The sequence below is a fragment of the Laspinema olomoucense D3b genome, from assembly GCF_025370785.1.
GTDB lineage: Bacteria > Cyanobacteriota > Cyanobacteriia > Cyanobacteriales > Laspinemataceae > Laspinema > Laspinema olomoucense.
This window is the reverse complement of the sequence record NZ_JAMXFA010000012.1, coordinates 126,354-153,072: the sequence shown is the minus strand read 5'-3', so window position 1 is coordinate 153,072 and position 26,719 is coordinate 126,354. Positions and strand designations below refer to the sequence as shown.

17 protein-coding genes and 1 CRISPR repeat array (1 of these 18 running past the window's edge) are annotated in these 26,719 nt (G+C 48.0%); of the genes, 12 read left to right on the top strand and 5 right to left on the bottom strand.

Translation table 11 applies throughout. The annotated features are described in order from the left end of the window. Nucleotides 1–27 precede the first annotated feature (27 nt). The 3 genes from NG792_RS11235 to NG792_RS11225 form a co-directional block, all read right to left on the bottom strand. On the bottom strand, nt 28–1,122 hold the full coding sequence (locus tag NG792_RS11235; protein WP_261198245.1) for a RuBisCO accumulation factor 1: 1,095 nt from the start codon (nt 1,120–1,122) through the stop codon (nt 28–30). A 72-nt stretch (nt 1,123–1,194) separates the two neighbouring features. Then, complete coding sequence (murQ, locus tag NG792_RS11230; RefSeq protein ID WP_261198244.1) at nt 1,195–2,118, bottom strand: N-acetylmuramic acid 6-phosphate etherase; 924 nt, start codon at nt 2,116–2,118, stop codon at nt 1,195–1,197. Between the two features lie 440 nt (nt 2,119–2,558). Further along, complete coding sequence (locus tag NG792_RS11225) at nt 2,559–2,924, bottom strand: DUF3110 domain-containing protein (protein WP_261235496.1); 366 nt, start codon at nt 2,922–2,924, stop codon at nt 2,559–2,561. 346 nt (nt 2,925–3,270) lie between these two features. On the opposite strand from NG792_RS11225, the gene NG792_RS11220 reads away from it, so the two are divergent. After that, nucleotides 3,271–10,965, top strand: a complete 7,695-nt coding sequence (locus NG792_RS11220) for a translocation/assembly module TamB domain-containing protein (RefSeq protein WP_261235495.1) — start codon at nt 3,271–3,273, stop codon at nt 10,963–10,965. Nucleotides 10,966–11,085: 120 nt separating this feature from the next. On the opposite strand, the gene glgA is transcribed toward NG792_RS11220, so the two are convergent. Then, nucleotides 11,086–12,561 carry a glycogen synthase GlgA gene (gene glgA, locus NG792_RS11215; protein ID WP_261235494.1) on the bottom strand — a complete coding sequence of 492 codons (1,476 nt, stop codon included), beginning with the start codon at nt 12,559–12,561 and terminating at the stop codon, nt 11,086–11,088. Between the two features lie 473 nt (nt 12,562–13,034). Between glgA and mntA the strand changes: the two genes are divergently transcribed. Both mntA and hepT read left to right on the top strand, forming a co-directional pair. Continuing rightward, entirely contained in the window at nt 13,035–13,481 is a 447-nt protein-coding gene (mntA, locus tag NG792_RS11210) for a type VII toxin-antitoxin system MntA family adenylyltransferase antitoxin (RefSeq protein ID WP_261235493.1), read from the top strand. Next, the gene (gene hepT, locus NG792_RS11205) at nt 13,478–13,933 is read left to right on the top strand and encodes a type VII toxin-antitoxin system HepT family RNase toxin (protein ID WP_261235492.1); all 456 of its coding nucleotides are present in this window, start codon (nt 13,478–13,480) and stop codon (nt 13,931–13,933) included. Before mntA ends, hepT begins: the two co-directional genes overlap by 4 nt. Before the next feature lie 92 nt (nt 13,934–14,025). On the opposite strand, the gene NG792_RS11200 is transcribed toward hepT, so the two are convergent. Continuing rightward, nucleotides 14,026–14,892: a helix-turn-helix transcriptional regulator gene (locus NG792_RS11200; protein ID WP_261235491.1), complete on the bottom strand. Its 867-nt coding sequence runs from the start codon at nt 14,890–14,892 to the stop codon at nt 14,026–14,028. Nucleotides 14,893–14,966: 74 nt separating this feature from the next. Between NG792_RS11200 and NG792_RS11195 the strand changes: the two genes are divergently transcribed. The 9 genes from NG792_RS11195 to cas2 all read left to right on the top strand — a co-directional run bounded on the left by NG792_RS11195 (nt 14,967) and on the right by cas2 (nt 25,261). Then, nucleotides 14,967–17,687, top strand: a complete 2,721-nt coding sequence (locus tag NG792_RS11195) for a CRISPR-associated protein Csc3 (RefSeq protein ID WP_261235490.1) — start codon at nt 14,967–14,969, stop codon at nt 17,685–17,687. A gap of 11 nt (nt 17,688–17,698) precedes the next feature. Further along, nucleotides 17,699–18,724, top strand: coding sequence for a type I-D CRISPR-associated protein Cas7/Csc2 (cas7d, locus tag NG792_RS11190; RefSeq protein WP_261235489.1), 1,026 nt, complete (start codon nt 17,699–17,701; stop codon nt 18,722–18,724). A 152-nt stretch (nt 18,725–18,876) separates the two neighbouring features. Continuing rightward, entirely contained in the window at nt 18,877–19,662 is a 786-nt protein-coding gene (gene cas5d, locus NG792_RS11185; protein ID WP_261235488.1) for a type I-D CRISPR-associated protein Cas5/Csc1, read from the top strand. Then, entirely contained in the window at nt 19,662–21,917 is a 2,256-nt protein-coding gene (cas3, locus tag NG792_RS11180) for a type I-D CRISPR-associated helicase Cas3' (RefSeq protein WP_261235487.1), read from the top strand. The genes cas5d and cas3 overlap by 1 nt, the downstream gene beginning before the upstream one ends. Then, complete coding sequence (locus NG792_RS11175) at nt 21,910–22,209, top strand: hypothetical protein (protein ID WP_261235486.1); 300 nt, start codon at nt 21,910–21,912, stop codon at nt 22,207–22,209. Before cas3 ends, NG792_RS11175 begins: the two co-directional genes overlap by 8 nt. Nucleotides 22,210–22,299: 90 nt before the next feature. After that, the gene (cas6, locus tag NG792_RS11170; RefSeq protein WP_261235485.1) at nt 22,300–23,127 is read left to right on the top strand and encodes a CRISPR-associated endoribonuclease Cas6; all 828 of its coding nucleotides are present in this window, start codon (nt 22,300–22,302) and stop codon (nt 23,125–23,127) included. A gap of 42 nt (nt 23,128–23,169) precedes the next feature. Then, complete coding sequence (gene cas4 / locus NG792_RS11165) at nt 23,170–23,763, top strand: CRISPR-associated protein Cas4 (RefSeq protein ID WP_261235484.1); 594 nt, start codon at nt 23,170–23,172, stop codon at nt 23,761–23,763. Nucleotides 23,764–23,899: 136 nt separating this feature from the next. Continuing rightward, entirely contained in the window at nt 23,900–24,904 is a 1,005-nt protein-coding gene (gene cas1d / locus NG792_RS11160) for a type I-D CRISPR-associated endonuclease Cas1d (protein ID WP_261235483.1), read from the top strand. Nucleotides 24,905–24,988: 84 nt separating this feature from the next. Further along, nucleotides 24,989–25,261 (top strand): CRISPR-associated endonuclease Cas2, encoded by a 273-nt coding sequence (cas2, locus tag NG792_RS11155; RefSeq protein WP_254563943.1) that lies wholly within the window; start codon nt 24,989–24,991, stop codon nt 25,259–25,261. Nucleotides 25,262–25,515: 254 nt separating this feature from the next. Further along, a CRISPR array of direct repeats spans nt 25,516–26,719; the repeat unit is 37 nt; unit sequence GTCCCAATGACCTCTAATCCCTTTCAGGGATTGAAAC; it runs 4,566 nt beyond the window's last position.

The following is a 26,719-nucleotide window of genomic DNA, read 5'->3' as shown; positions in this document are numbered from 1 at the left end:
GAGGGTGCGGGCTTTTTCTCTTAAAAATTACTCATCCATTTGCCACATTTCCTTAGTGAAATCTTCATCTAAGAATTTCTTAGGACGCAGCACTAACAACACTTTACCGAGAATTTTAATCTGCGGTTCTTGTTCAAACCACTGCATTTTGAGTAAGCTATTTTCTTCCAATAAGAAGTAGCCGTTTGGGTCCCATTGACGGGCAGCGCGATCGACTAAAACGAGGACTTCTTCCGCTTTCCCCGGTAGGTTAATCGGTAAATCGTCGCTATGCCAAAGAATCGTCACCGGATCTTCAGCGAGTAAGAGAACTTGCCAACTGGGGACGGGAACCCAGGCGGCATTTCCCGAGGATTTGACGATGCCAAAGGGTTCTTCAGGTTCGATTAAAGGAACTGCTTGTAAATCTTCCACAGTGAGAGGCATTCTGCCGACAACCGGGAGGATTTTAGGTAGTTCTTCAGCGGATTCTAAACGGTAAACCGAGAGGGTGGGCGCGGGTCGAGTTGAGGTGACGGTAAAATCCGTCAGCAGTTGTTCGACTTGTTTACGGGCGGTGGTACTATGGGCGAAAGATAATCCTCGGGCAATTAAGCGCGATCGCTCTTGTAAATCGGATTTTTGGCGGGCGAGTTTCCAACATTGATAGGCGACGGCATCCCCGGGATGGGTGGAAAAAGCTTCCGGAATTTTGGCGAGTCGGGATAAATCTTTCATCGCTTTAACGAGTTCGTGAGTCTCGTCAATATCCAGGTTTTTACCCACAATAAACTCGGCAGCTTTGGCGCGCTCTTCTTGACTGAGGATGCGGAGTTCATAGAGGATATCGCTGCCTTTGCGGTTAAAGTGCGCCTGCGTCTCTTCAGATACTCCAGCAGCGATGATGGAGTTATAAACTTGAGAACCAACCACAATTTGATTTTGTTGAATTTGCTCAAAGCCGGTTTCTTCAAAAATTTGTTGGGAATTATACCCGGCTTTTTGTAAGCGTTGGCAGGCGGTTCCCCAGCCGACCCAGTTTCCTTCTTTACGACGCAATAATCGGATTAAATCTTCGGATTCTTGGGGGGATAAAGCCGCTTCTGTATTGGGCTTGGACATTTCAGGCGAGCTATCTGTCATGGGTTCTCAATTAATAATTCAGGTTCAATGTGAGCAGTTTGGAGGGGGATGAAGGTGAAAATTTTGAGGAGGTTAAGGAGTAGTCTGGTTCAGACTATCTACAGCCTGTCGCAGTTGTCCATTATGAGCTTCTAGCAACTGATGAGCCTCCTCTTTGTTGAGATGAGTCCAATGCATGATTAAGGCCAGTTTGACCGATCGCCCGCTTTTTTCTAACAGAAACCCAGCCTCTTGGCGACTTAATCCCGTCAAATCTTCCAGAATTCTCAAAGCCCGGTCTTGTAGCTTTTTATTGGTGACCGAAACATCCACCATGCGGTTACCATAGACCTTTCCCAACTTGACCATCACTCCCGTTGAGAGGATATTTAAGGCCATTTTGGTCACGGTTCCCGCTTTTAACCGCGTGGACCCGGCTAAAATTTCTGGTCCCACGAGCAGGCGAATATCGATATCCACCGGCACTTCTACCTGTTCTGCCGGAACACAGGCGATAAAAACTGTGCTCGCCCCCCGACGACGGGCCGCTTGTAACGCCCCTTGGACATAGGGAGTGGTTCCCCCGGCGGTAATGCCCACGAGTACATCTAAGTCCGTGAGGTGGCGTCGGACTACGGCATCTTCTCCATCTTCGGCACGGTCTTCCAGGTCCTCAGAACTGCGGATTAAAGCCCCGGCACCCCCGGCGATGATCCCCTGGACCATTTCCGGGGGAGTACAGAAGGTGGGGGGACATTCCGCTGCATCCAGGACTCCGAGACGGCCACTGGTCCCGGCCCCAATATAAAAGAGGCGTCCGCCTTGGCGGAGTTTGTCGGCGGCGAGGTCGATCGCTTGGGCGAGTTGAGTCCGGGCGCTGGCGATCGCCGCTAAGGTTTTGGCATCCTCCTGATTAAACAGGTCCACCAATTCCAGGGAACTGAGTCGGTCGAGATTTGCGCTACTGGGATTCACCTGCTCTGTGAGTAGATGTCCCCGTTCCTCCAAATTTGTCATGATTGAGGGATGAATGAATAATTAAGAATTTTTGATGAGCAATTCCGGCTGTGCCAAGGGGTTCCTGGGTCCGGGGTGGTGGGTCGAGGGAACCTAAAATAAACCCTCTGTTCCGTTCTTCCCCATTACAAGAGTAGTTTTTTACTTCCGATCCCCTCCCCTTACTAAGGGGAGGGTTAGGGTGGGGTGTTGGCGGTAAGGTGCGATCGCGCCTTACTCAGAATGGGCGGTGGAGGGTCCACGCACACGCCCGATCGCGCTTGCGCGTAGAAATGAGGTTGGGCCAACCTCCATACAGGCGTGATTGTCTCCTTTGAGTGACGCGCAAGTGGAGATTGCCAAAGAGGGACCCCACCCTAACCCTCCCCTTGCTAAGGGGAGGGGACCGGAGAAGCACCCTGAAGGTAAAAAACCTAAACCTGAACGGGAAAAGCACTGATTTAGAGCAATCCTTCCAACTGCCGACGAATGCGATCGAGTTCTGATGAGGGCAGATCATCCTCGGTGTCCGGGCCCTCCGGTTGCCACTCCAGTTCTTCCAGATTCGTTTCTGGGGGAATGGCTAATTCCCCTTCATGGATCAGTTTGGAGTCATACCCCGCATCCCGGCAAAATTCCTCAATCTCCTCCGAGTCCAGGGCTTCAGGAGTGGGACTCGCAAAATCCTGGGCCTCCAATAACAGGGCATAACGGGTGGCGTCATCTTCCGACTCAAACATCAGGATCGTGTTGCGATCGCCAATCCGTAGTGTATGGATCCCTTCATTCTCCGTGCGGGGATTAAAGAGTAACACGAATACTCGCATAAGCTCAAACAATATTTCTAAACTTTGAGTAGTTTATCTTTAAGGAGGGGCGAGCGCGATCTGTCCAGGGACTATCCTCTAGGTAGACGGCAGATGAAATCCGTTAAATTAAAGTAAAAAATCGCTCCTCCCAGTCTTTCCTTGAATCAAACCGAGTCTTTACCCAGTCTAAAGCTACATCCCATGAGTCTCAAGCCTCCTGGGTCTGACTCCTTGGGATAGCAATCACCACTTTCCTGATCAAGTCTTCCGTTAAAATTGGGGGATTTGGGTTTTATGCATTTCATTCCGGCGAAACCTTCAAGTCTCGTAGTGTATGTAGATTAAGCGCTGTTGATATCACCAGATGACCCATTCCCCCAACTCTCCCCAACCTAAACCGGATCCTCGGACTCACTCCCATGCCTGGGGGCCACTGCTCAAAAAGGCCAGCCTCACTGTTGGTGCAATTTTCCTCGTTGGGGGTGCCGCAGGTGCTGTCTATGGGTGGTATTTCGTGATGAATCAACTTTCCCCCCTGGTTAGCGAAGAACTCACGAAGCTAATCAAGCGCCCGGTTGCGGTGGGTCCGGTTCAGGGGTTCTCCCTCTCTACCATTAACCTCGGGAAATCCAGTGTTCCCCCCACTTCCACGGATCCCGACCGGGCCACGATTGAAAAGGTAGAGGTGTCATTTAATCTCTGGAAGTTCTTACATAGTCGCACCCTGGCGTTAGATATCACCCTGGTTGCACCCGATATTTATCTGGAACAAAATCGGGAGGGAGTATGGTTAGAAACCACCCTTCATCCCAGTGATGAGGAACCCGGTCCGATCAAGATTGAGGTACAGGCAATTCGCTTCGAGTCGGGATTTTTGGTGTTGGTGCCTTCTGCGCAACTGCGGGCAGAAATTGAAAATTTGGATAAGGTACCCCCGCCTCGTCCTCTGGCGATCGAAAATGTGGAAGGGGATGCTAAGTTTTTGGATGACCAAACTCGGGTCTCTTACCAAGTCCGGGCAAATCCCCGGCTAGATACTCAAGGGGAACGCGGTCCAGATCCCACTTTGGTGGTGAGTGGAGAAACCCAACTGGAAAGCACCGAAACCCAGTTGCGAATTCAGGGAAATAATCTAAATGCCCCGGATGTCATTCCGTTAATTCCCAATTTACCCTTGGTGGCCTATCAAGGCCGATTAAATGCTAATTTGACCATTCATCTGAGTAATGAAGAGTTATTTGGATGGCAAGGAGTTGCCAGTTTTTGGGATATTAATGCCCAGTTAATTGGATTACCCCAAAACCTTACTCAAGGACGGGGTGTATTACGCTTTTCTGACTTAAAGGTGGGATTTGAAAATACCAGTGCTTTTTATGGAACCATTCCCGCTAAGGCCCAAGGGGCGATCGATACGGCAGGAGAAGGAGAATACAATTTAGGAATTCAAATTTTGCCCGTAAGTACCGAGGATTTTATTAATTCCTTGAAACTAGAAGTCCCCTTAGATATTGTGGGAGAATTGGCGGGGGAAATGCAACTCACGGGACGGTTGGAAGCGCCGATTGTGACTGCTGCCGTGGAGAATACGCAACCGATCGCCGTGGATAAAGTTCTGTTGGGGTTGCTAAGGGCGAATGTGACGATCGCCGTGGAACAAAGTACCCTCACCGTTAACGAATTTCTGGCCCAACCTGTAGCAGGAGGACAAATTACCGGGAAGGGTATTGTCCCCCTAGAACCGATGCAGGCGATCGCTTTGGAAATTGAAGCGCGAAATATCCCCGCCGATGCGATCGCCCGACCCTACCTCAACTCCCCCCTCCCCATTGTCCTCGGTTCTGCCAATGCCACGGCTAAAATTACCGGATCCGCACAAAGTCCCACCACGTTGATTCAATGGGCGTTACCCCAAGGGACTTATCCCGGTCAAGGGGAAATTATTGTCCTCTCTGATACGGTTGTTGTTCCTAATGCCCGGTTTCAAGTTGCTGGAGGCACTGTGACGGCCAATGGTAGTTTAACCGATGACCGATGGCGTGCCTTTGTCAACGCCCAAGGAGTGAACCTCACTCAACTGGGAACACCGGAACCCACTGCCACTCCTGCAACCCCGGCGATTTTAACCGCCCGGATTCAAGCATCCGGCAACCTTGACCTCGATGCCAATGAACTGGCGGTGATCGCCCGGTCCTCAGTGGAGAGTCCTGGGGTGGAAACCCTCACTGCTGATGCCACAGTGAATAACGGCCAATGGGAGGCGAATGTCAACGCTTCCCAGGTGAATTTAGGAACATTTATCCCTAATTTGGCAGTTCCAACTACCCTACCTACGGCTAATCTCACCCTTGGTGGCACTTTGGACGGAACTTTGGACCCGAACAATCTCCAGGCAACCGCCAATGCTGAATTACAGACTCCCGGGGGGAGGGTGAATGCGGATGCGGGATTAAATAATGGAGAATTTCAGGTAATTGCCACTACGACAGGATTCGCGGTGGATGACCTGGCCCCCAAACTCCTGCCAGTCCAGGTGGCGATCGCCCAAGGACGGGTGAATCTATCTGGGAATTTGGAGAATGTCGCGTTAAGGGCGATCGCTGCTACCAGTCAAGTGCAACTCACAGTTGCGGGAAATCCCCTCACCGCCAACAGTCAACTCAGCAATGGTCAATTAATCGCGACTCTCAATGCCTCAGAAATCCCCTTAGCGCCTTTCCTTCCCCAACCGGAAACCCTGCCGGTAGTTCTCACAACGGGGCGCGTGAACCTCTCTGCCGACTTATCCGGAGTCGAACCTAGTTTAAATCCCGAGGATATTTTAGCCACAACGCAAATCGCCCTACGGGTTGGGGATGCACCCGTGACGGTGGATGGGCGATTGGTGAATGGGGCATTTGATGCCAGCTTTAATGCCGCCAATGTTCCCTTAGAACCCTTCCTCGGGCCTAACTTACCCGGTCCTGTCAATGTTGCCAATGGTCAAGGGACGGTGACGGGAACCTTGGACCGTGTGGAACTCAACGGTGTGAATGCGACGGGTCAATTTAACCTCAATATTGCCGGTGCTCCCCTGAATGCCAAGGCCACCATCCGCCGAGGCAACCTCCAAGGAACTCTCACTGCCGATAACCTGCAACTCGATCGCCTTTTCCCCAATGTATTACCCCTGCCGGTCCAATTAGCCCAAGGTCGAGTTAATATTGCTGGAAATTTAGCCAACCTCACTCCCGCTACCCTCAACGCCACCACGGAGATCCGATTTAATCTCGCCAACGGGACCGCTGTGGCCGACGCTAGACTGCAAAACGGCAATTTTCAAGGGTCAATTGTGAGTAGTCCTTTGTCAGTTGTCCCCGGTTCTAGGCCGACTGATGCCGGAATTCCCATGACCCTGGGACGAGGAAGAATAACGGCAAGGGGACGGTTTGGGAGTTTTGCCCCGGAAGAGATTAATGCTAACTTACAAGGTGAGGTGCAACTGTTGGGCGGGACAGTGACCGCCCGTTCCACGGTGAATCGCGGCCAATTTGAGGCGATGGTGAGTGGGGCAGGATTAGCCTTAGCACAACTTGCGCCTAACCTAGCGGGGATACAACTCCAAGGGGGTCAAGTGATAGCCCGGGGGAACCTAGCCAATGTTGGTCCAGAGACGGTAAATGCTACAGCCCAAGTGAGACTAGAAACCCCGGGAGGCAGTCTGAAAGGGGAGGGGCGTTTAAATCAAGGACAGTTTCAAGGAACTGTGACAGGCGATCGCATTGCTGTTAACCCCTTTGTCTCGTTACCCGTCCCCGTTGTCGTGAATCAGGGCAATTTGGCCGTTTCCGGGAATATCGCCACCTTAGACCCCCGGGCTTTGAATCTCACTTTAAATGCTAATCTGGATCTAGCCGATGCCCGAGGCGTGGCAACAGCTACAATCCGCAATGGACAATTTGACGCTTTAGTGACCACAAGAAACATTCAGGGCAGTCAATTGGCCCAAAATGTACCCCAAAACTTACGGATTGGGGACGGTCGATTGGCGGCATCGGGCCAGCTTAATGCGTTGGAACTCCAAGGTATTGACGCCCGGGCAGACTTACAACTCGCCGTTGCCAATGGGAATCTCACAGGAACGGGTACCGTCCGCAATGGGCAACTCACAACAGTGATTAATGCCACCGGCATCGATGGGAATCAGTTTGCGCCGCAGTTGTCTATTCCCGTGGCGATCGCCTCTGCCGAAACCACCATCCGCGCCAACCTCGCCAACTTCAACCCCCTCAACCTCGATGCTACAACCCAATTCCAGTTACTCGTCTCCAATGCCGCCGTCACCGGAGAAGGATTCCTGCGAAATGGACAATTCCAAGCGACCCTCCTCGCCGATGACTTCGGATTAAATCAATTTGCCCCCAATCTCAACCCCAACCTGCAAATCTCCGATAGTCGGGTCGGATTAGCCGGAAGTATCACCGCCTTCACCCCTGCCGGAATTAACGCCACTGCCGAAGCACAACTCGCCATTGCTAACGGTCGAATTCAGGCAGATGCAACTTTAAACAACGGCAATGTGAGCGCTTTTGTCAACTCCTCCGGCATCCAAGTCAACCAACTCGCCCCAGACTTACCCGTTTTGGTCGAACTCGCTAATGCCGACTTCCGCATTGATGGTAATATCCAGCAATTACAACCCCAGAATCTGGATGTATCCGGAGATGCCCAATTACGGGTCGCAGGGGGAACCGTCACCAGTACCTTTGGGTTAGATGGCGGCACCTGGAACGCCGTCTTACAGGCATCGGAACTGCCTCTCAATGCCTTGGCCCCAGACTTGCAAGAACCGCTATCCCTCTCCAGCGGCAGCATCAGCCTCTCAGGAACCGCTGATTCTTTTGAACTGGCCGATATTCGCGCCACAGGACAGGCGGAACTTGTTTTAGACTCCCTCACCCCTAACTCCCCCTTATCCCCCTTTGCCGCCAGCATTTCCCCCCTAACCAGCGCCTTCCAATGGACTGGGGAACGTTTAGAAGTCTCCCAAATCTCGGCCCCGGGATTAACCGCCCGGGGTACAGTGTTCGTGGATGTCGCAGGAATCGCAGCGCCACAAGTCACCGGATTTGACTTTAACCTAGATGTCACTGACTTTAATCTAGCGGGATTACCCCTACCCGTTGCCAGTCTCCCGGCGCAAACCGCAACCGGGGAACCCCTGCCGCCCTTTGTTGCTGGAATGGTGAATTTTGCTGGACAAATTACCGGAACTGCGCCCCAGTCTCCCCAACCCTTACCTTTTGATATCAATGTTATTGGGGATGTGCGACTAGACCAATTTGCCCTGGCTACCTTAGAATTTGAACCCGTCTTAACCGGACCGATTCGGGTCAATTCTGATGGGGTACAAATCGCGATCGAGGGAACTCAGGATGCCATTTCTGTCGCTTTGGATGAAAACTTTTTCCCGGAATCTTTTTTAGTGAAAGCTGGAGAAGCCATAGCAGAAGGTACAATTGATAACGGCAATCTCCTCAATTTTGAAATCTCACAATTTCCCTTGGCTATTCTCAACGCCTTTGTTCCTCCAGAACAAGGACCCGTGGCGGGTTTACTCTTCACCCAGGGTCAATTTAATTTAGACACCCAGGCAGCGGCTGCACAACTGGAAATCCGCAAACCCCGCATTGGACTGATCCAGTTTAACGAAATCGTTGGTGAGATTTCCTTTGCCGATGGCGTCGGTGTCTTAAATGGTGGGGCGGTACGGTTTGGACAGAGTGAATATTTAATCCAAGCGAAGGCTGTCTTGGATGAGGACCCGAATTTTGAAGGGCGAATCGAGATTGCCCGGGGTCAAGCCGAGGATATCCTCCAAACCCTGCAAATCTTTACTGTCGCTGACTTACAACGGGGATTGAAACCCCCCGAATATGCCACTCCGGAAACGGTTCAACCCTTAGATGTGGGAGTCGCCGACACCTCCCTGATTGCCCAACTGCGGCGCTTTTCGGAGATTAGTCAGCTTGTGCAAATCAATGCCCGGGAACAGCAAGCTCCAGGCATCCCGGAACGAGTGGATATCCGAGGCACTCTCGGCGGTGAAATTACGTTCGCCGGTTCTGTAGAAACGGGAGTTGAGGGCGGGTTTGATATCCAAGGAGAAAATTTAACTTGGTTTACCCAAACTCCCTATCCGGCAATTCTCCGGGGAGAAGTCGTCCGTCAGGAGGGTCGCACGTTAGATATTAATCGAGTCCGAATCCGGGGAAATGTTGCTGAAGGTGCGGTCACTTTCTTGCCCTTGCGAATCGAAGCCGAAGGCAGCACGATCGCCTTTACGGGTACCCTGGGAGGAGAAACCCAGTCCGGGCAGTTGCGGGTTGAACAGTTACCGGCTTATTTGATTCAGGATTTTGTAGAACTTCCTCCTAACTTGGAGGTTGATGGATTAATTAATGTGCGAGCCAACCTAGCCGGAACTGTGGAAAATCCCCAGGCGATCGGAGAAGTTTCCTTAATCGATGGGACAATTAATGGGGAAGATATTCCTTCCGTCCAGGGTGGATTTAGCTTTAGTAATTCCCGACTCAATTTCAGCAGCATCGCCCCGGAAACCTTCCAAATCAACGCCAGTGTCCCCATCCCCCCGGGGCCCGGGAATAACGAGATTAGTCTCGATGTGGATATCCAGAATGAAGGATTAACCCTGGTGAATATTCTGTCAGAACAACAGGTAGAGTGGGTGGATGGAATAGGCCGAGTGAGCTTCCAAGCCCTGGGAAATCTTAACGTAGAAACAGGTGAAATAGAAGATTTGGTGGCCCAGGGTGAAGCCATTCTTGAAAAGGCTACTATTAACTCCGCAGCCTTACCCGAACCCCTTACCAATGTTACCGGAACCGCCCGATTTGAGACCGATCGCATCATTGTAGAAGGTATTCAAGGCGTCTTCAGCAACGGCACTATTGTTGCCGCCGGAATCCTGCCCATATCCGTTCCCCTGAGTGGCATTGATACCCAAGTTGCTAACAATCCCCTGACGGTTTCTTTAAAGGAACTCAGCGTCAATTTTGAAGAATTATATCAAGGGGGAGTTCAGGGTAAAGTTCTGATTACAGGGACCGCCTTAGAACCCCAAATTGGCGGTGAAATTGTCCTCTCTAATGGACAAGTGCTACTCCCTAACGAAGAATCGCAAGCAACTGCAACCACAGGGACAACTACCACAGGGACAACTACAACGGAAACCGAGGCAGAACCGGGCTTTGAATTTAATGAGTTGCGAGTCGTTTTGGGTAAAAATTTACAAGTTGAAAGCCCTCCCCTGTTGAGCTTTTTAGTCGTAGGGGATTTAACCATTAATGGATATTTAGAAGACTTACGTCCTCGGGGAACTATTACTTTAGAACGGGGAGAAATTAACTTATTTACGACCCAATTTAGGTTAATGCGGGGGTATGATAATGTTGCCATCTTTAACGGAACCTTAGATCCCTATATCGATGTCCGATTAATGGCAACTGTCCCAGAAGTCCGGGGAAATTTAGTCAACGTCGCCTCATCCTCTGAAGTCAATGAGGCGATCGATACCAACGTGGGTAGAGTCAGAAGCGTGCGCGTATTAGCCCGGGTTGATGGGTTGGCATCGCAGTTAAACGACAACTTAGAACTCACCAGCGAACCGGGAAGAACCGAACAAGAAATTGTGGGATTAATCGGCGGTGGATTTATCAATACCTTTGGACAAGGAAATCCCACCTTAGCCCTCGCTAATATTGCTGGAACAACCCTCCTGGGAGACGTCCAAGATGCGATCGGCGATGCATTAGGACTCAGTGAATTTCGCGTCGGACCCGCCTTAGTTGATGAACGCAGCGGCGATCGCTTTGCCTTGGAAGTAGAAGCTGGAGTGGATATCACCCGCAACTTATCCGCTTCCCTTGAACGCATCTTAATTGATGACAGTCCCACTCAATTCAGTATTCGCTACCGCATCAACGACCAAATAATATTACGCGGTTCCACCGATTTTGATAATAACAATCGCGCCCTCTTTGAATTTGAAGGCAGGTTTTAAGAAAAGCCTAACACTTTAAAAAAATACCGATATCGGGCCATAAAACATCAAGTTCTACTGGCCTCGATATCGGTATAAGCGGTTGGTGGCGCGTCCTTTACTTTGCCTAATTTACCCGGATTATGTATGCCGGATGGATTCGTAGATCTCTACATAATTTTTCCCAGGATAATTCCAGGAGTAATCATATTCCATACCCTGAATCGCTAATTGTTGAAACTCTTTCGGAAACTCATACCATAAATCGATCGCCCGACCCAGGGCTGACTCCACCGCATCATTATCCGTTTCATAAAACACATAGCCATTCCGTTTTGCCGGGGGCTTATTCTGGTCATAATCGCGGTCAAAGACCGTATTCACTAATCCCCCAACCCCGCGCACAATGGGAACCGTGCCATATTTCAATCCAATCATTTGCGTTAACCCACAGGGTTCATAATTACTGGGAACCAGAATCATATCTGACCCGGCATAGATTAAATGGGATAACTCTTCATTAAAGCCCAACTCCAAATGACAGTCGGGGTTATCATTTAAGAACTGTTTCTCATGCCAGAAATGGTCATTAATGGCCGGTTCCGTTGCTGAACCCAGAAGGACAAACTGCGCGCCTTTACTCAGGGCATAGTACATGGCGTGGTGAACGAGATGTACACCTTTTTGTTGGTCAAGTCGTCCAATATAGGCGACAATTGGCTTATCTTCATCTTGCAGCAATAAATGCGATCGCAGGGCTTTTTTCGCTTGCTGCTTGCCTTCAAAATCATCAATACTGTAATGACAGGGAATGTAGCGGTCTATTTCCGGATTCCAGAAATCATAGTCAATCCCATTCAGAACCCCGGTAAACTTATCCTGATGTAAATGTAAGGTATGACCCAATCCGGAACCCACCTCCGTGTAATGGGCTTCCCAAGCATGGTGAGGGGAAACCGTCGTCACCGCATTGGAATAAACGATGCCGCCTTTCATGAGGTTTATAGCAAAGGGATTGAAATTATCTCGGAGGCGATCGTATTGGAAGTAATAGGCATCTTGATTCAGACCCGTTGCTCTAAGTACCTCTGAACCTGCCATCCCTTGATGTTTAAAGTTATGAATCGTGTAACAAACCCGCTGATTCCACATCCCATTATACTTGTAGATTTCGTACAACAGAACCGGAACTAAACCCGTTTGCCAGTCATGACAATGAATGATATCGGGTCGCTTATTACTTCTGAGGAGAAACTCTAAAGCTGCTTTGCTAAAGAACGCAAAGCGCATATTATCATCACTACAACCGTAGTAACAACCCCGGTTAAAGAAATTATCCTCGCAGTGGGGTTCAATAAAGAAGCAAACCCGCCCGTGGACCCATCCACAATAGACCGAACAGTGAACCGCCCCCCCATACCAAGGCACGAACAAGTCCTTATAGGCATCATGAAGGCCCCAAATATGGTCATAGCGCATACAATCATATTTGGGCAGAATCAGTTCCACCGTATGGCCCCGATTCTCCAATTCTCGGCTTAAACCATAAACCACGTCCCCCAATCCGCCCGCTTTAATCACGGGGGCGCATTCCGAGGCAATCTGTACGATGTACATTTTTACTCCTTACGTTACAAAACTTAATTTTATCTCTGCTTTCATTGATTAGCAGCAAGGAGTCAATTTTGGCAAGTGCCGGTTTCACGAAATCAACACAAGCACCCCACGGCTACAGGGGTGAGGGTGCAATTCCTTAAACATCGGTCCTGTAACGGTTAGAAACCGGGGTTCGGGAAAAAATCTGGGCCGATCTTGCACTAATTTAAGCCCGAAACCCGGTTTCAGGTCCCCGTGAACTCATCGGATATTCAGGTCACGGGGCCTCGGGTGGCAAATCTTCTGCCTGGGAGACCCTTGAGGTGGATTAAGGCGATCGCCCCAGAAGACCCTTCTTGCTGCCTCCACCCCTCTGAGAGATGTTTGCATCCCCTAATCCCCGGGTTCAAAAGCAAAGGGGGGTTAGTTTTAGACGCTTTAATTGTAGAATCATAGAAAATTCATCAATTCAAATCTAAATAGTATTAATAACTATGAATGAACCTCCCCTCACCAAACTCTCAACCGTTGCTCCACAACTGCACAGCAAGATTCCTGAACTCAAACTGCTGATTTTATTTGGGTCAAGAGCTAGAGGAGATTTTAACACCCAGAGTGACTGGGATTTGGCTGTTTTATATGATGCTAAATTGACAAAAGACAGACTAAATGACAATTTTGATTCAACCCTTGAGGTTTCTAATTTTCTCAGTGAATTATTGGGGATTTATACCGATAAACTAGATATCGTCGAACTCAATCGAGCTGGGGCGCTGATCTCTCATTTTGTGGCTCGGGATGGAAAGCTAGTATATGAGCGGGAGGCAGGAGAGTTTGAGCAGTTTTGCAATCGAGCCTTACTTAACAAATCCGACCTTCAAAAAATACATCATGAGAATTTAACAACAGTTCATCAGTTTTTGAAGAGGTGGAGAGCATGAGTTCTATCGAGCCAGTCGTAGTCAGTAGCCGAATTCGCTTGATTTCTGAATATCTGGAAATACTCCGAGATTTTAAAAGTATGGAACTCAGTGAATATTTGGCAAATGTTCGTCATCAATTATTGGCAGAGAGAATTTTGGAAATCCTGATTCAGGCTGCGATTGACATCAACCGACATATTTTAAAATCCGGACAATCGCCCGACAGCCTCAAAAATGAAGAAACGTTTTTACAAATGGGTAACAGCGGGGTAATTTCCGTAAAATTAGCCGAAAACCTCGCCAGATCCGGCGGCTTTCGCAACGTATTAGCTCATCACTATCTCAAAATTGATAGTCGTCTCGTTTTTAGATCGATTCAAGATACTTTAGAATTTTATCCGCTTTATGTCCAGGAAATTGTCACTTATTTAGAATCCTTAGAGGAAAGCATCGGGGATAGTTCAGGATAGGGAAGAGAAACTGGGTTTCTGTCTGGATTTGCTGCAAAGCCCGACAGAAATTCGGTTTCTTGTCACTGGGATTAAAAGCCTAGCTGGATCCGTTAGGAGTGCGGCAGAGTATCCGGTTCCAGATAACGTTGATAGATAGCATGAATTTCTTCCTTAACCCGATCGCGGATGGCTTGGGGAGCCACCACTTGGCATTTTTTTCCATAAGGGAGGATTTCTCGAATCAACCAGAATGGATTTGAAACCCGACGGACCACTTGGCGCACCTCGCCAATCACCTCATTGCTGATGTCACTGTCTTTGCTTTCATAGGCTTTGACCAAGCCCCCACAAAAGTGCAAGTACACTTCAATAAAGTCGAGGCCATTTCGCCATTCCCCGGCGATCGGTTGAATCTCTCTAATCCGGTCCAGGCGCAGGCAGCGATTATGGATGAGTTCGGGAAAGTCCGTGTTTTTGATGTCTTCGGTCTCCTCGCACCAGATTTCCAAATAAAACCGCTTTTCGCGAAAGGGGAGTTCTGCACAACGCACGGTATAAACCAAGTCACTCTCTTGAGCGTTCCGATAAAACACCCGAAACGGTTGCCGGTTCTGGATATGCTCTTCCACCTGCCGACGCCATGTCTCATTAGGTTGAGTGGCCAATTGCTGAAGGGCCAGACGCAGGGGGGCTTCTAAATTCCCGCGATCTAAGAGTAGACTCGTCAGGGTTTGAGCTTGGGGGATATGGCCCGTATCAATCAGGAGGCGCTGGGCTTGCTGGAGGGCTTGAACCTGGGCGCTCGTCAGGTTCAGGGGCTGTCCCAGTTGAAATTTTCCCTGTGCGATCGCCGTCAGCAACCCCGAGATACTCCCGCGATCGCCCCACCGCACCTTCAATGCATCGGCGATTTCTTCCAGTCGTTCCTTGGTCCCTGGGGGAATTGACAGTGTAATTGTGTCTTTCTTTCGGATCATTTATAAAATACACTTGCACTTTTAAATTTATTATGCCATAGTAGCTATTGTAATTGAACACGAGGTCGAATCTTATGTCGCAACGTCTTCGACTCTTGAAAGGCCCACCCAAAAGTTTGGAGGAGCGCTACTTTAGCGATATTCGCCCGGTACTGTACCAACTTCATGGCAAGCATCAGCAGTACGGAGTCAGAACCGGAACCACTTTGGCAGAACATTTGGATTCAGCTTGTCAGTTTATCTTGACAGTCAGCCGCCAAGCCGGAGTCCCGGACCGGATCCGGGAAATTCTCCTGGCAAGCGCAGCGGTTCACGACCTCAACAAACTCGGCGATGCTTCCGGTCGTAAGGTGAAACAGTTGGCGAGAGATCGGGCATTTCTGGAACAGCAGCTTCAGGAAGCCTGTGTCCAGTCTCTGGTGCAGGGAGAAGACTCACTGGAACTGGCTCGCCGTCTCATCGAAAGGCACTCGGGGCACGGGGTCAGCGATGGCATGATTTTTTCCCCGGAACCGGACGAGATGGAATCCTGGGTGGCGATGTTAAGAGCCGCCGATTTATTTGATTTAGGAATTCCTGAACAAAAGCGGATTCAGAAATTACAAACGGAACTCACTGTAGCTTTTGACCGGACCTGTTTGCTTTACCAAGTGAGAGTCTCAAAGGATCAGGGATACATCACGGCTTTACTGCTGAATGCCGTAGAGGAAATTTTAATTAAAGAGGGATTGACTCCCTTGGCGATTTTCCCTGATGGAGTTTTGTTTGAGGGGGTCAGTTGGCCGGAAGGAGATTTAATCTCAAAAATAGCAGCACGGTGGCAATCTAAGATTAATGAAGTTTTCGGGAAAAATATCGAGCAACTGGTTAATCCCACCAAGGATGGAATTAAAATTTCTCCGCAAGCTATCAACCAAGATATTGATGAAGTGGTGGCGATCGCCTTCGGGTTTTTAGAAAAAAAGAAAGGAGGCTTTAAAGCCAGTAAAATTGAGCAGGATATTGCCAAATGGGGACAAAAAGCCGGTACAACGGCCTTAGTAGAGGCGGAATCGGTGGGATTAGTCCCCGTGAGTAACCCCGAAGAATTTGCGATCGCAGAGGGATTAAAAGCGGTTTATTTAAGTTATCGCAGCCTTCAGCCGCAACCGAGTACCCAAGAAGTTTGGGATTTAATTGCCACACTGGTGGGGATTTCTCCGGTTCATCGGGCGGCGATCGAACCCTTTGACCCGCAGTATGCGCGTCCTTTGTTTGCCGCCAAAGTGGTTACAAAAGGCCGCGAAGGAATCGAAGCAGCCTTGCGGGACTCCCTCCAAAGAAGAAAAGAAAGTGAGAGCGGAAGCGATGGCTCAGAGGATTCAACGATTGCTCCAGAAATTCGCACAGCAGTCGAGCAACTGTTGAACCTACCTGTTCCCTCGTTGCTAAATGGATTTGATGCCTTGACCGATTACATTACGACCCCTCCCAAAGAGCGGTCTTCTCTCGGTTATACATCAGCTAACACTGAAAAACTGCGGTCTCCAAATATGCCACCGGGAACCAAAGTGCAGATGTTTTCTAATCGGATTCCCGGTGGAATGAGTGCGGAACCGACTCGGTACGCGGATTCTATTGAAGCATTAGCCTATCAGTTAGTTGCGATCGGGGGACAGTTTCCGGCAGGTAGTAAACATGAACCGATGTACTTACACTTCCTCCTGCCTTCCGGTTCTTCTCCAGAACTACGGCGAATTTGGAGCGATTTCTTACGGGATAAAGCCCGAATTAATTTAGAAGGTGGACCGATTCAAGTTGATGAACGGCAACTTTATCGGGATAACAGCTTAGAGTTCAAATCTAGCAAAGTTGTAGGATTTGCCTTTCCTCAACGCTCGGATTTTATTAATGGCAACGTCCTAATTCCTTTATTATGGGGGGATACCAATGTTTCTGTAGCGCTGCTTAAGTCATTGTGGTTGGCATTAGAACTGTCTTTATCCTTAGAAGTTGGATTTCCATTTATTGTCAGCTCTCATTTGGAAATAGAACCTTCTGTAGAGGTTTATGGCAAAGTCGAAGGAATTCCCACCTCCCTCATCCCGTTACTAGAAACAGGGCAGTATAGTCGGGAAGATGCCACCAAAATTCGGGACAGACTGCGATGTCTTGGACCGCTGGTTTTAGCCGTTGCCAGCCCTAAAAAGCGGGATGATTGCCTGTATGATTTAGCGCGGGCAACATCCCAACCCTTTAGCCTTTACTACGTTTTATTGCGATGGATTTTGCGAGAAAAAGAGAATCCCAAATGGGAACAAATCTGGAGTGACATTTGTGAACCCCTGAATACTTTACTGGAGAGTCTTATGCCCGATGACAATCATATCTTAACGCAATACCTCAAACAAGCGGCTCAACTGGCAGTCGCCGGAACAATTTGGGCGTCTTATAAGCGGACTTCTTCCATAGAACCGTTTGGCAATTTTATCGCCGCCATTCGTTCTCAAAAGCCTTACATGGATTTGGACCTAGTATTTGCAGCCCTGGTGCAAAATTATCATACCCGACTTGATCGCATTGTAGGTCGCAGGACAGGGTATAAGGTTGGCGCAACCAAGTTCGAGCAAATCAAGAAATATTATCAGGTCCTGCGCCAACTGTATGAAGAGGTCTATCAAGGTCGAGCCGAAAGGCTAACTGCCGACCAAAAAACCTTAGAATCTGCTTATTTTTTCTTCCTCCAAGAGGAGAGAAATAAAGTTAAGGCTGAGTCTGAAAATTCCGATATTGAAGTAACTGAAACTGTTGAATAGGAGACTGAATCATGTCCATTGAAACCCTAAGTAAATTTCTCGCGCCCACCTATGAAAATTTCCCGAAAGGTCGGACCATCGGGATGGTGGTCTTGCGGAAAACCCAATCTGAGTTAATTCTCCGCACTGAAGGCTCCGGGGAACCCATGTGCAGTGAATTTGTGCAAGCTGGATTTCAGCATAAAAATTCGATTCAGCGTTTAGTCATGACCAAGCGTAAACAAGTCGCACCTGAACGGCGATTTGGTCGGGAACAACTTCGCGGATTTGAGCTTTTACATCCAAACAAAGACGGAGCAGTCTGTTCCCTAAATACCAATGCGCCTTGTGAAATGTGTATCGATTGCTTTCTGTATGGATTTGCTGCCGGTGGAGGAGGCGCACAAAAAAGCCGGGTTTGGACGGAAGATGCATTTAGCTTATTGCCAACCTCTGAAACTGTAGCCGAACGCACCATCAATGCTATTTTTGAAACGGGAACGATGCGCGATGAAAATGACAAAGCATCAACCGCCCTCAATACCACTGAGTATATCAAACCTGGGGTGCATTTTCTGGATGTGGTGACCCTGAAAGATATGACTGCTGATGAGATGCGATATGTTCTGGGTAATATTTTGATGACCCCCCGATATGGGGCTGTTTCCAGCCGCATTGGGCGCATGGAAAATCAGATTTTAGGGATATTTGGAGGGATTACAGAACTGCCGAGTTCGTTGGAGTTGGTGCAAAGTCTCTACGATGCTTTGATAGAGGCAAAAACGCCTTTAGAACATCCATTTGATACGGATTTGTTGGAGCGAATGACTAAAGATGCGATCGCCACTTGGACAAACCGTCGCGGAATTTCTATGCAGCTAACAGAAGAGCAATTAACCGCTGTAATCGCAGATGTTGACAGTCACTGGGATGGAGAGCGAGAAACGTTTCTCAAACGCCTGGATCGTTCTTATGAAACCTTCCGCAAACCTCCGGAAAAAGCTTCTAGCAATCGGAAGGGCAAGAAAAATACTGAACCTGTAACCCCAGAAGGTTAAAATCCGTCTCCCCTTCTCCCAAAAAGGGAGAAGGGGTTTGGGGATAAGGGACAGAGTGGCAAAATTCACCCGGATTTTGTCCTTCCGATTCAATGCAAAAATTATATTTTGGACCGTTCTAAAATTCGTTAAAACCTTTCAAAAATTAGCTTATGTCACTCCTCACAACCGTAGAAAATACACCAGCAAATTTGCCTTTATTTAAACAGGGGCGTTTGGTCGAATTGTGGTGTGCAGAACCCGTTTTTTTTGCCTCCCGAGAATTGTCCGATGCTTATTATACCGAGGGAGTATTGGGAAACTATGCCTTAGCTTATGCTTTGGGTTGGGTTCGTTCTCCCTATCGTCTGTCTGGAACTGCAACCTGGCGACCGACTTACCTGGAAGATTTAGGTTCACTTTCGGATTGTTATCTGTTACCCGCTTGGCCTAAACAGGGCAAGGTGACATTTCGGTGGGAACGATTTAATGCACTTTCTGATTCTTATTGGTATGCGATGACGAATAATCGAGTCGCAACCGCCCGCGAGGATTTGCCCGTCCAACGTGAGGGGAAAAAACCCAATTCATTTAGACCTAGCAATTTTCCGCAGTCGGGAAGGTTACGCACGATCGCCCGAGGAAATGTATTTCAAACCTTAGTCTTTGGCGATCGCGAATTACCGGATTACATTCGCGTCGGTAAATTTATGAGTAAGGTTCGAGTCGAGGTGATTTCAGAACTTAAACAGATTGCTTTGCCTGAAGGAATGTATCAAAGTAGCGCGTATCTGAATACGGCAGATTTACCAGCAGAGTTGCAGATGCTCTCTTTTGATTTAATCTCAATCCCACCAGCACCTTTAGTCAAAAATCTCCGGTTTCAAGGTGTTGCTTGGCAATTTGGCGAAATCATTGTTCCTGTCGGTGTCTGCTTTTGTGGTGGAGGAATCAAATAATGAGTAATGAACCCTTATCAATCCAGCTTGAACCGCGCAGCATTGCCGCTTGTACTTCCTTGCCTCCAGAACTCGCTTTTATGGGGAATGCCTTGCAGCATCAAGTCGAAGTGTACGAGCGATCGCACGATCATGACTTGATTCTCGCCCTTGCACCTACGGGCACCGGCAAAACGAAAGGTGGGTTATTAACCCTGCTGCATCAACCGACCAAAAGTGCGGTCTATATCGCCCCCACCAATGCCTTAATTACCCAACAAACAGAAGCAGCTAAAAACTTTGTCAAAGAGGCGGGATTAGACCATGTGGTAATTGAGGCATCTGCCGCCAAAATTCGCCAGTGGTCGAATGCTCAAGTGGGAGCACGTTCTGGAGAAAAAGTCTATAACCTGTTAAGGAATCCGGCGACAATTTTTCCAGAATTAGGGCCGAAACGTCCGGTTTTGCTTGTGACTAATCCCGATATTTTTTACTACGCCACCTTTTTTGCCTATAACCGACTCGATCGCGTCAATATTGCCAGTGGATTTTACACCAAATTTTCTACGGTTATCTTTGATGAGTTTCATCTTTACGATGCGAAACAGTTAGTGGGATTGCTGTTCTATTTAGCTCACTCGCACATTTTTGGCTTTTTTGAACAAGGGCGACGAGTGATTCTGCTCACCGCTACACCGGAACCTGCTTGTGAAGTGGTATTCAGTAATTTAGAAGCGCAGGGGGTCAGAATTGCCCGGATTGATGGGCTGGGAACCTCTAATCTGTTACCCTCGCAAACTGCGGTTAATTTGGAGTTGCGATCTCAACCGACGAAACCAGAATTTGTGGCTGAGTTAGCCGATGAAGTGGTGCGGCGATACCAACAAAGACCCGATTGCAATGGGGCGGTCATTTTAGATTCTCTCTCTGTGGTGACTGAGTTGTACCAAACTTTAAAAGCAAAAGGTTTAGGCGATCGCATCGGGAGAATTACCGGCCCTGCTTCTGCTACGGATCGGAAATGGGCAATGGAACAATCGATTATTTTAGCCACCAGTACAGTGGATGTGGGATTTAATTTTGAACGGCATCCTGCACCGACTCGACAAAACTTAGATTGGTTGATTTTTTCAGCCCGCGATCGCGCTGCATTTTGGCAGAGAATTGGGCGAGTGGGGCGGGTATTGGGTAAAACGGAAACTGATATTCCGTCAGAAGCGATCGGCTATTTACCCGAGCGCGCATGGGAACAAGGGATTACCAACCTGGACCGTTCTGGCGGGCGATCGGCCCTAGCTGAAACTCTCGAAACCCTTCAATGCTTAGATCGACCTTTTTGGCTGGCTTATTGGCGTTCTGAGGCATTTTTAGAAATCGCCCGTCCCCTATTAGAAATGGAAGAAATGCTAGAAAACCTGCCCCAGCATTCGCTCATTTCTGAACTGTTTGAAAGTCTGCGATTAAGTCTGGGAGGCAAACGCAGTTGGTCCTATTATCGTTCTCGAATCAAAGATATCCGGGCCGCCCGAGAGTTAGCTGAGAAACCGCTTAAACTCGTTCCGGGTCGGAGGCATTTTATCCAAACCTTTCTCCAAATTAACTGCCCGGAAGATTGGGAAGACATTAGAGCTGGAAATGCCGACTTAGAAGATATTGAAAAAATCTTCAAAACCCAACCTGAAGCTGCCCAACACTTCAAAGAATTTGCCGCTAAATGGAGCGCCAGTTATGCACCACTTTTCCAATTTCGCTCCGGGTTATTTGAGAGTCTCAAGATTCGCGATCCGCAGGGGTTATTTTTAGACCACTCCTCCGAAACCTTTTTAGATGCATTACATCTCTTACGGTATTGCAACTTTGTTTCAGATGGTGAAATTCTGGAAATTCAAAGTCCCGCCGATCCGCCTTATGAGGTAAGTTTTCGGTTGCGTTATCGGGGTAAAATCCATGAATTTATCACTGAAGAAATGAACAAGCTCAATGCTTTTTTTGGTTGTAAAATTCAAAGAGGGTCTGGGGAAGCGATCGCCCCAATGCCCTTAATAGAAAGCCTGGAAAAAGAGTGGTTTCCAGGAGTCATCCTTTGTCCGCTCAAAAATGCCGGTCCCCTGTATCGACTACGACAAGCTAGAATCGAATCTTTTCCCATTACGGTCAACTGCAATGATGGGGAAAAAATTTATCAGTTTTTCCCAGGAGTGGCTGGAATACTAGCACTCGCAACGGAAGGAGTCAAGCTCCGTCTCCCCGATGAACAAGAGTTCTATTGTGTCTAACGAAAACTCATTTTATTCTATTAACAAATCCATGAAAAGCCAACAACTCATCGAAATGCTCTCTCAATTTGACCCTGATACTCCTGTGGTAAGACAAGGTTATGAAGCAGGATATAACAGCATCAGTATTATTGAACAAAAAAGCATTCAAATGAATGTAAACCCCGAACATTTCTATGGCGCACATGGCCCTACAGACCATCAACCAGAGCCAGTTCCTAATGTACCGTTTGTCGATGTGATTTACCTGGGCGGATATAATCATATTTCTCGGGAACATGGTTTATATTAAGCCTTGAATGAAGATAGGGAGTTGTACTGTACCTACAAGTACAACTCCACCCCTAAAACATTGTCCCCACATTTATTGACTTTAATTATTATGCCCCATAGTCTCATCATCAACCTAGTTCCCACTTCCCCGATTTACCCGCAATTTCTCACGGGTAGACATCTCCATGCTCTGTTTCTCACCCTCATCAATTCGGTTAACCCTGAATTAGCGACCTTTTTACATGAACAAAAGAGTGAAAAAGCCTTTACCCTCAGTCCCCTGCAAGTGAGCCATTCCTCTCAAAATTCCGGGCAATTGTTGCAGTGGCAGCACCATAAACCCATTCCCAAAGGGATGGGTTGTTGGTGGCGGGTTTCCTTGTTAGATGATGGCTTATTTAACAATTTGATGCAGCTTTGGTTAAATCTGAATCCCGAACAACCTTGGCATTTAGGTGCGGCAAATTTGCAGATTACTCGAATTTTGGGGACACCGCAGGTGACTCAGCCTTGGGCGAATTTTTGCAGTTATGGGGAGTTATATGAAAAGGCATCGGATAGTCAACGTAAAATAGATATGGTTTTCTGTACGCCGACGGCTTTTCGGCAGGGTCAATATGATTCCTGTTTGCCTACCCGAGAATGTTTGTTTAATAGTTTGCTGCACCGTTGGAATAAATATAGTCAAATTCCCCTAGCTGAATCTTTGACGGAGTACATTTTCCCGACTTATGTGAATGTTCATTCGGAGATTATTAGCGATAAACGCAGTAAGTTTATTGGCTGTGTGGGGGAAATGGGATATTCCATTTTAGGGGATGCTTCGCCGCAAATTATCAAGGATATTAATGTTTTAGCTGATTTTGCACTCTACAGTGGTGCAGGACGTAAAACGCCGATGGGAATGGGGATGATTCGGCGATTGAATGTGTCTTGATAGGAGGCGATCGCCAGGTAGTTCTATCCAAAATTAAAAGTCATGAACAATTCTGATTACATTACCATTGCTGCACTCAATCAATATTCTTATTGTCCTCATCGCTGCTGGCGGATGTTTTGTGCAGGGGAATTTCGGGACAATCACTACACTTTGGAAGGAACCGATTTACATGAACGGGTGCATACCCTGGGAGAGGGAAATCGCGAGGAAGTGTGGCAAGTTCGCGCGATTTGGCTGAAGTCGGAACGGTATCAACTGATTGGCAAAGCGGATTTAATAGAATCGGTGGAGGGGGAAGTTTATCCAATTGAATATAAGCGGGGGAAGAAAGGAGAATGGGATAATGATGAGTTACAAGTTTGCGCTCAAGCCTTATGTTTAGAGGAAATGATGGGGAAAACAATTGAGCGCGGGTATGTGTATTATGCCCAAACTCGGCGACGGCAAGCGGTGGAAATTACGGAGGAATTGCGACAGGAGGCGATCGCCACTTTAGAAGCCATTTCCAACCTCCTCCAAACCGGAACTATGCCACCCCCTATCTACAGCAAGCGTTGTCGCGGTTGCAGCTTATTTAATCAATGTTTACCCCAAGCTGCGGATAAAGTTAAACGCTATCAAGAAGCGAGTTAATTGGGGAATATTGAAGCCTTTTTTTGGTTCCTTGAGCCGGAGGACCCCACCCTAACCCTCCCCTTGGCAAGGGGAGGGAACAAGACGGGAATTTAGGGAAAATAGAGAAACTTTAGATTAAAATTAGGAGAGAATTGTGGGAACCGTTTATATCACTCAAGATGACTGTTTTATTGGCAAAACTGATGAGCGTTTAAATATTAGCGCCAATAAGCAAAAATTGCTGGATGTGCCGTTAATTAATATCGAAGGGGTGGTGATTATGGGACGGGCAACTGTCTCCCCCGCAGCAGTGACGGAACTGCTTAATCGCCATATTCCTTTGAGCTTTTTAACGACAACGGGACGATATTTAGGACGATTAGAACCGGAACTGACCAAGAATATTTTTGTCCGCAAAGCCCAATGGCAAGCAGCGGGAGAAACGGACAAATCCCTGCATTTGGTCCGGGGGTTTATTCGGGGAAAACTCAAAAACTATCGCAATGCTTTGTTACGCAAACAGCGAGAGCGAACTGATGTAGATTTCCAAACGGCAACGGATCGCCTGAAGCAGATCCTTTCCTCCCTGATATCAACCGCTACTATTGATTCCTTGCGCGGATTAGAAGGGGCAGGAAGTGCCGCCTATTTCCAATGTTTTGATGCCTTAATTCGTAGCGAAGGATTCAGCTTTGAAGCCCGTCGCCGTCGTCCTCCCACGGACCCGGTGAATGCCCTGCTGAGTTTAGGCTATTCTTTACTCAGTCATGATATCCAGAGTGCAGTAAATATTGTAGGATTTGACCCCTATCTCGGATATCTCCACGTCGAACGCTACGGACGTCCTTCCTTAGCCCTAGATTTAATGGAAGAATTTCGCCCGATTGTCGTAGATGCAATGGTGTTGAATGCTATCAATAAGCGCATCCTTACTCCAGCGGACTTTACCACGGAACGGATTAGCAATGCAGTATCCTTGACCCCAGAAGCCTTGCGAACTTTTCTGCGACTTTATGAACAGAAAAAACAGTCAGATTTCACCCATCCCGTGATGGGAAAAAAATGTACCTATCAGGAATCCTTTGAAATTCAAGGACGACTGATGGCGAAGTATTTGATGGAAGAAATCGAGCAATATCCGCCTTTAGTGTTGAAATAGCCATCCCATCCCGGAGAATTAGCGCAACTGCGGGTTGCTGAGGCGGGGTTGGGGTGAATTTGTAGAACATTCGGTGGATGGGTTATGTATGTTGTGATTGCTTACGATATTTCCGAGGACAAACGACGCACCAAAATTCACAATATTCTTAAGTCCTATGGACAGTGGGTGCAATTTTCGATGTTTGAGTGTGATTTGAACCAAACACAGTACCAGAGACTGCGGATGCGCCTGAGTAAACAGATCAAACCCGATGAGGACAATATCCGATTTTTCTTCCTCTGCGCCTGCTGCCAAGGTAAAATAGAACGCATCGGGGGAGTAGAACCGAGGGACTCGACCATCTTTTTCGCTTAGATTTAGCGCGAACCCCAAGCTGTAAAAAAGAAGGGGGGAAATTTTGGGGCTGAAATCCCGACGGGATAAGGCGTTGAGTGCTTTTCCCCCTTCTAGCTGGTTCGCGCAAATCCTGAAAGCTATATGGAGCAATGATTTGAGAGGAAAATGAATTTTACCTATTTACAACTGGGCGGCTGTAATGGTATTTTTAATCTAGGTTCGCGCAAATGCACCTTGAAAACTGCATATACCAAGGGTTTCAACCACGGGCGGTCCCAATGACCTCTAATCCCTTTCAGGGATTGAAACGCGACTCTTAATATCAATCCTTGAAACCCTGATTCGTCCCAATGACCTCTAATCCCTTTCAGGGATTGAAACTGATTTGTTATTTGAACTGAAAGAAAAAACCGGGGGTCCCAATGACCTCTAATCCCTTTCAGGGATTGAAACATCATTGAATTAGAGGCAATTATCGACACCTTAAAGTCCCAATGACCTCTAATCCCTTTCAGGGATTGAAACCCAGAAACATCCTAGGACTGATTAAATCATGGCGTTTCGTCCCAATGACCTCTAATCCCTTTCAGGGATTGAAACTCATTTTTCCACCAGGAATCCTGCATATTTTGCGTCCCAATGACCTCTAATCCCTTTCAGGGATTGAAACAGTCCAAGGGGCGCATTTTATTTTGTGCGCCTCAGTCCCAATGACCTCTAATCCCTTTCAGGGATTGAAACCTCTGCATCTTCGGCACGGGATAGGGCATCGTCTAGTCCCAATGACCTCTAATCCCTTTCAGGGATTGAAACCCGCTCTGAGACTTGGGAGGAAAAATTAGGGAAAGGCTGGTCCCAATGACCTCTAATCCCTTTCAGGGATTGAAACCGTCAATCCGGATTGCCCCGACTCTATTTAGTCGCGTCCCAATGACCTCTAATCCCTTTCAGGGATTGAAACTTATACCCTCAGAGGATTTGATGGAATAAGCACCCGTCCCAATGACCTCTAATCCCTTTCAGGGATTGAAACGTGCAGCAGCGAAATTGGGTTGCTGCTGACTTCCCCGTCCCAATGACCTCTAATCCCTTTCAGGGATTGAAACAAAGTACACAGGAAGCGCTACCCCTTACCTTGTCGAGGTCCCAATGACCTCTAATCCCTTTCAGGGATTGAAACATAGAGTATTCTGGGCTGGGAGAGGCGGTTTTTGGTCCCAATGACCTCTAATCCCTTTCAGGGATTGAAACCTAAAGAGGCTGCAAAAATGCCTCTTTTCTTTTCGTGTCCCAATGACCTCTAATCCCTTTCAGGGATTGAAACACCAAATGATTGACTTCTACCAGGCCCAAATCGACCAGGTCCCAATGACCTCTAATCCCTTTCAGGGATTGAAACCAACTCTGGGGTAGTTTCGGGGGTAGATTTAGGTCCCAATGACCTCTAATCCCTTTCAGGGATTGAAACTGAGTGAG

Coding starts and splice junctions, on each gene's coding strand:
- NG792_RS11235 (WP_261198245.1), bottom strand. CDS start 1,122: ATGACAGATAGCTCGCCTGAAATGTCCAAGCCCAATACAGAAGCGGCT.
- murQ (WP_261198244.1), bottom strand. CDS start 2,118: ATGACAAATTTGGAGGAACGGGGACATCTACTCACAGAGCAGGTGAAT.
- NG792_RS11225 (WP_261235496.1), bottom strand. CDS start 2,924: ATGCGAGTATTCGTGTTACTCTTTAATCCCCGCACGGAGAATGAAGGG.
- NG792_RS11220 (WP_261235495.1), top strand. CDS start 3,271: ATGACCCATTCCCCCAACTCTCCCCAACCTAAACCGGATCCTCGGACT.
- glgA (WP_261235494.1), bottom strand. CDS start 12,561: ATGTACATCGTACAGATTGCCTCGGAATGCGCCCCCGTGATTAAAGCG.
- mntA (WP_261235493.1), top strand. CDS start 13,035: ATGAATGAACCTCCCCTCACCAAACTCTCAACCGTTGCTCCACAACTG.
- hepT (WP_261235492.1), top strand. CDS start 13,478: ATGAGTTCTATCGAGCCAGTCGTAGTCAGTAGCCGAATTCGCTTGATT.
- NG792_RS11200 (WP_261235491.1), bottom strand. CDS start 14,892: ATGATCCGAAAGAAAGACACAATTACACTGTCAATTCCCCCAGGGACC.
- NG792_RS11195 (WP_261235490.1), top strand. CDS start 14,967: ATGTCGCAACGTCTTCGACTCTTGAAAGGCCCACCCAAAAGTTTGGAG.
- cas7d (WP_261235489.1), top strand. CDS start 17,699: ATGTCCATTGAAACCCTAAGTAAATTTCTCGCGCCCACCTATGAAAAT.
- cas5d (WP_261235488.1), top strand. CDS start 18,877: ATGTCACTCCTCACAACCGTAGAAAATACACCAGCAAATTTGCCTTTA.
- cas3 (WP_261235487.1), top strand. CDS start 19,662: ATGAGTAATGAACCCTTATCAATCCAGCTTGAACCGCGCAGCATTGCC.
- cas6 (WP_261235485.1), top strand. CDS start 22,300: ATGCCCCATAGTCTCATCATCAACCTAGTTCCCACTTCCCCGATTTAC.
- cas4 (WP_261235484.1), top strand. CDS start 23,170: ATGAACAATTCTGATTACATTACCATTGCTGCACTCAATCAATATTCT.
- cas2 (WP_254563943.1), top strand. CDS start 24,989: ATGTATGTTGTGATTGCTTACGATATTTCCGAGGACAAACGACGCACC.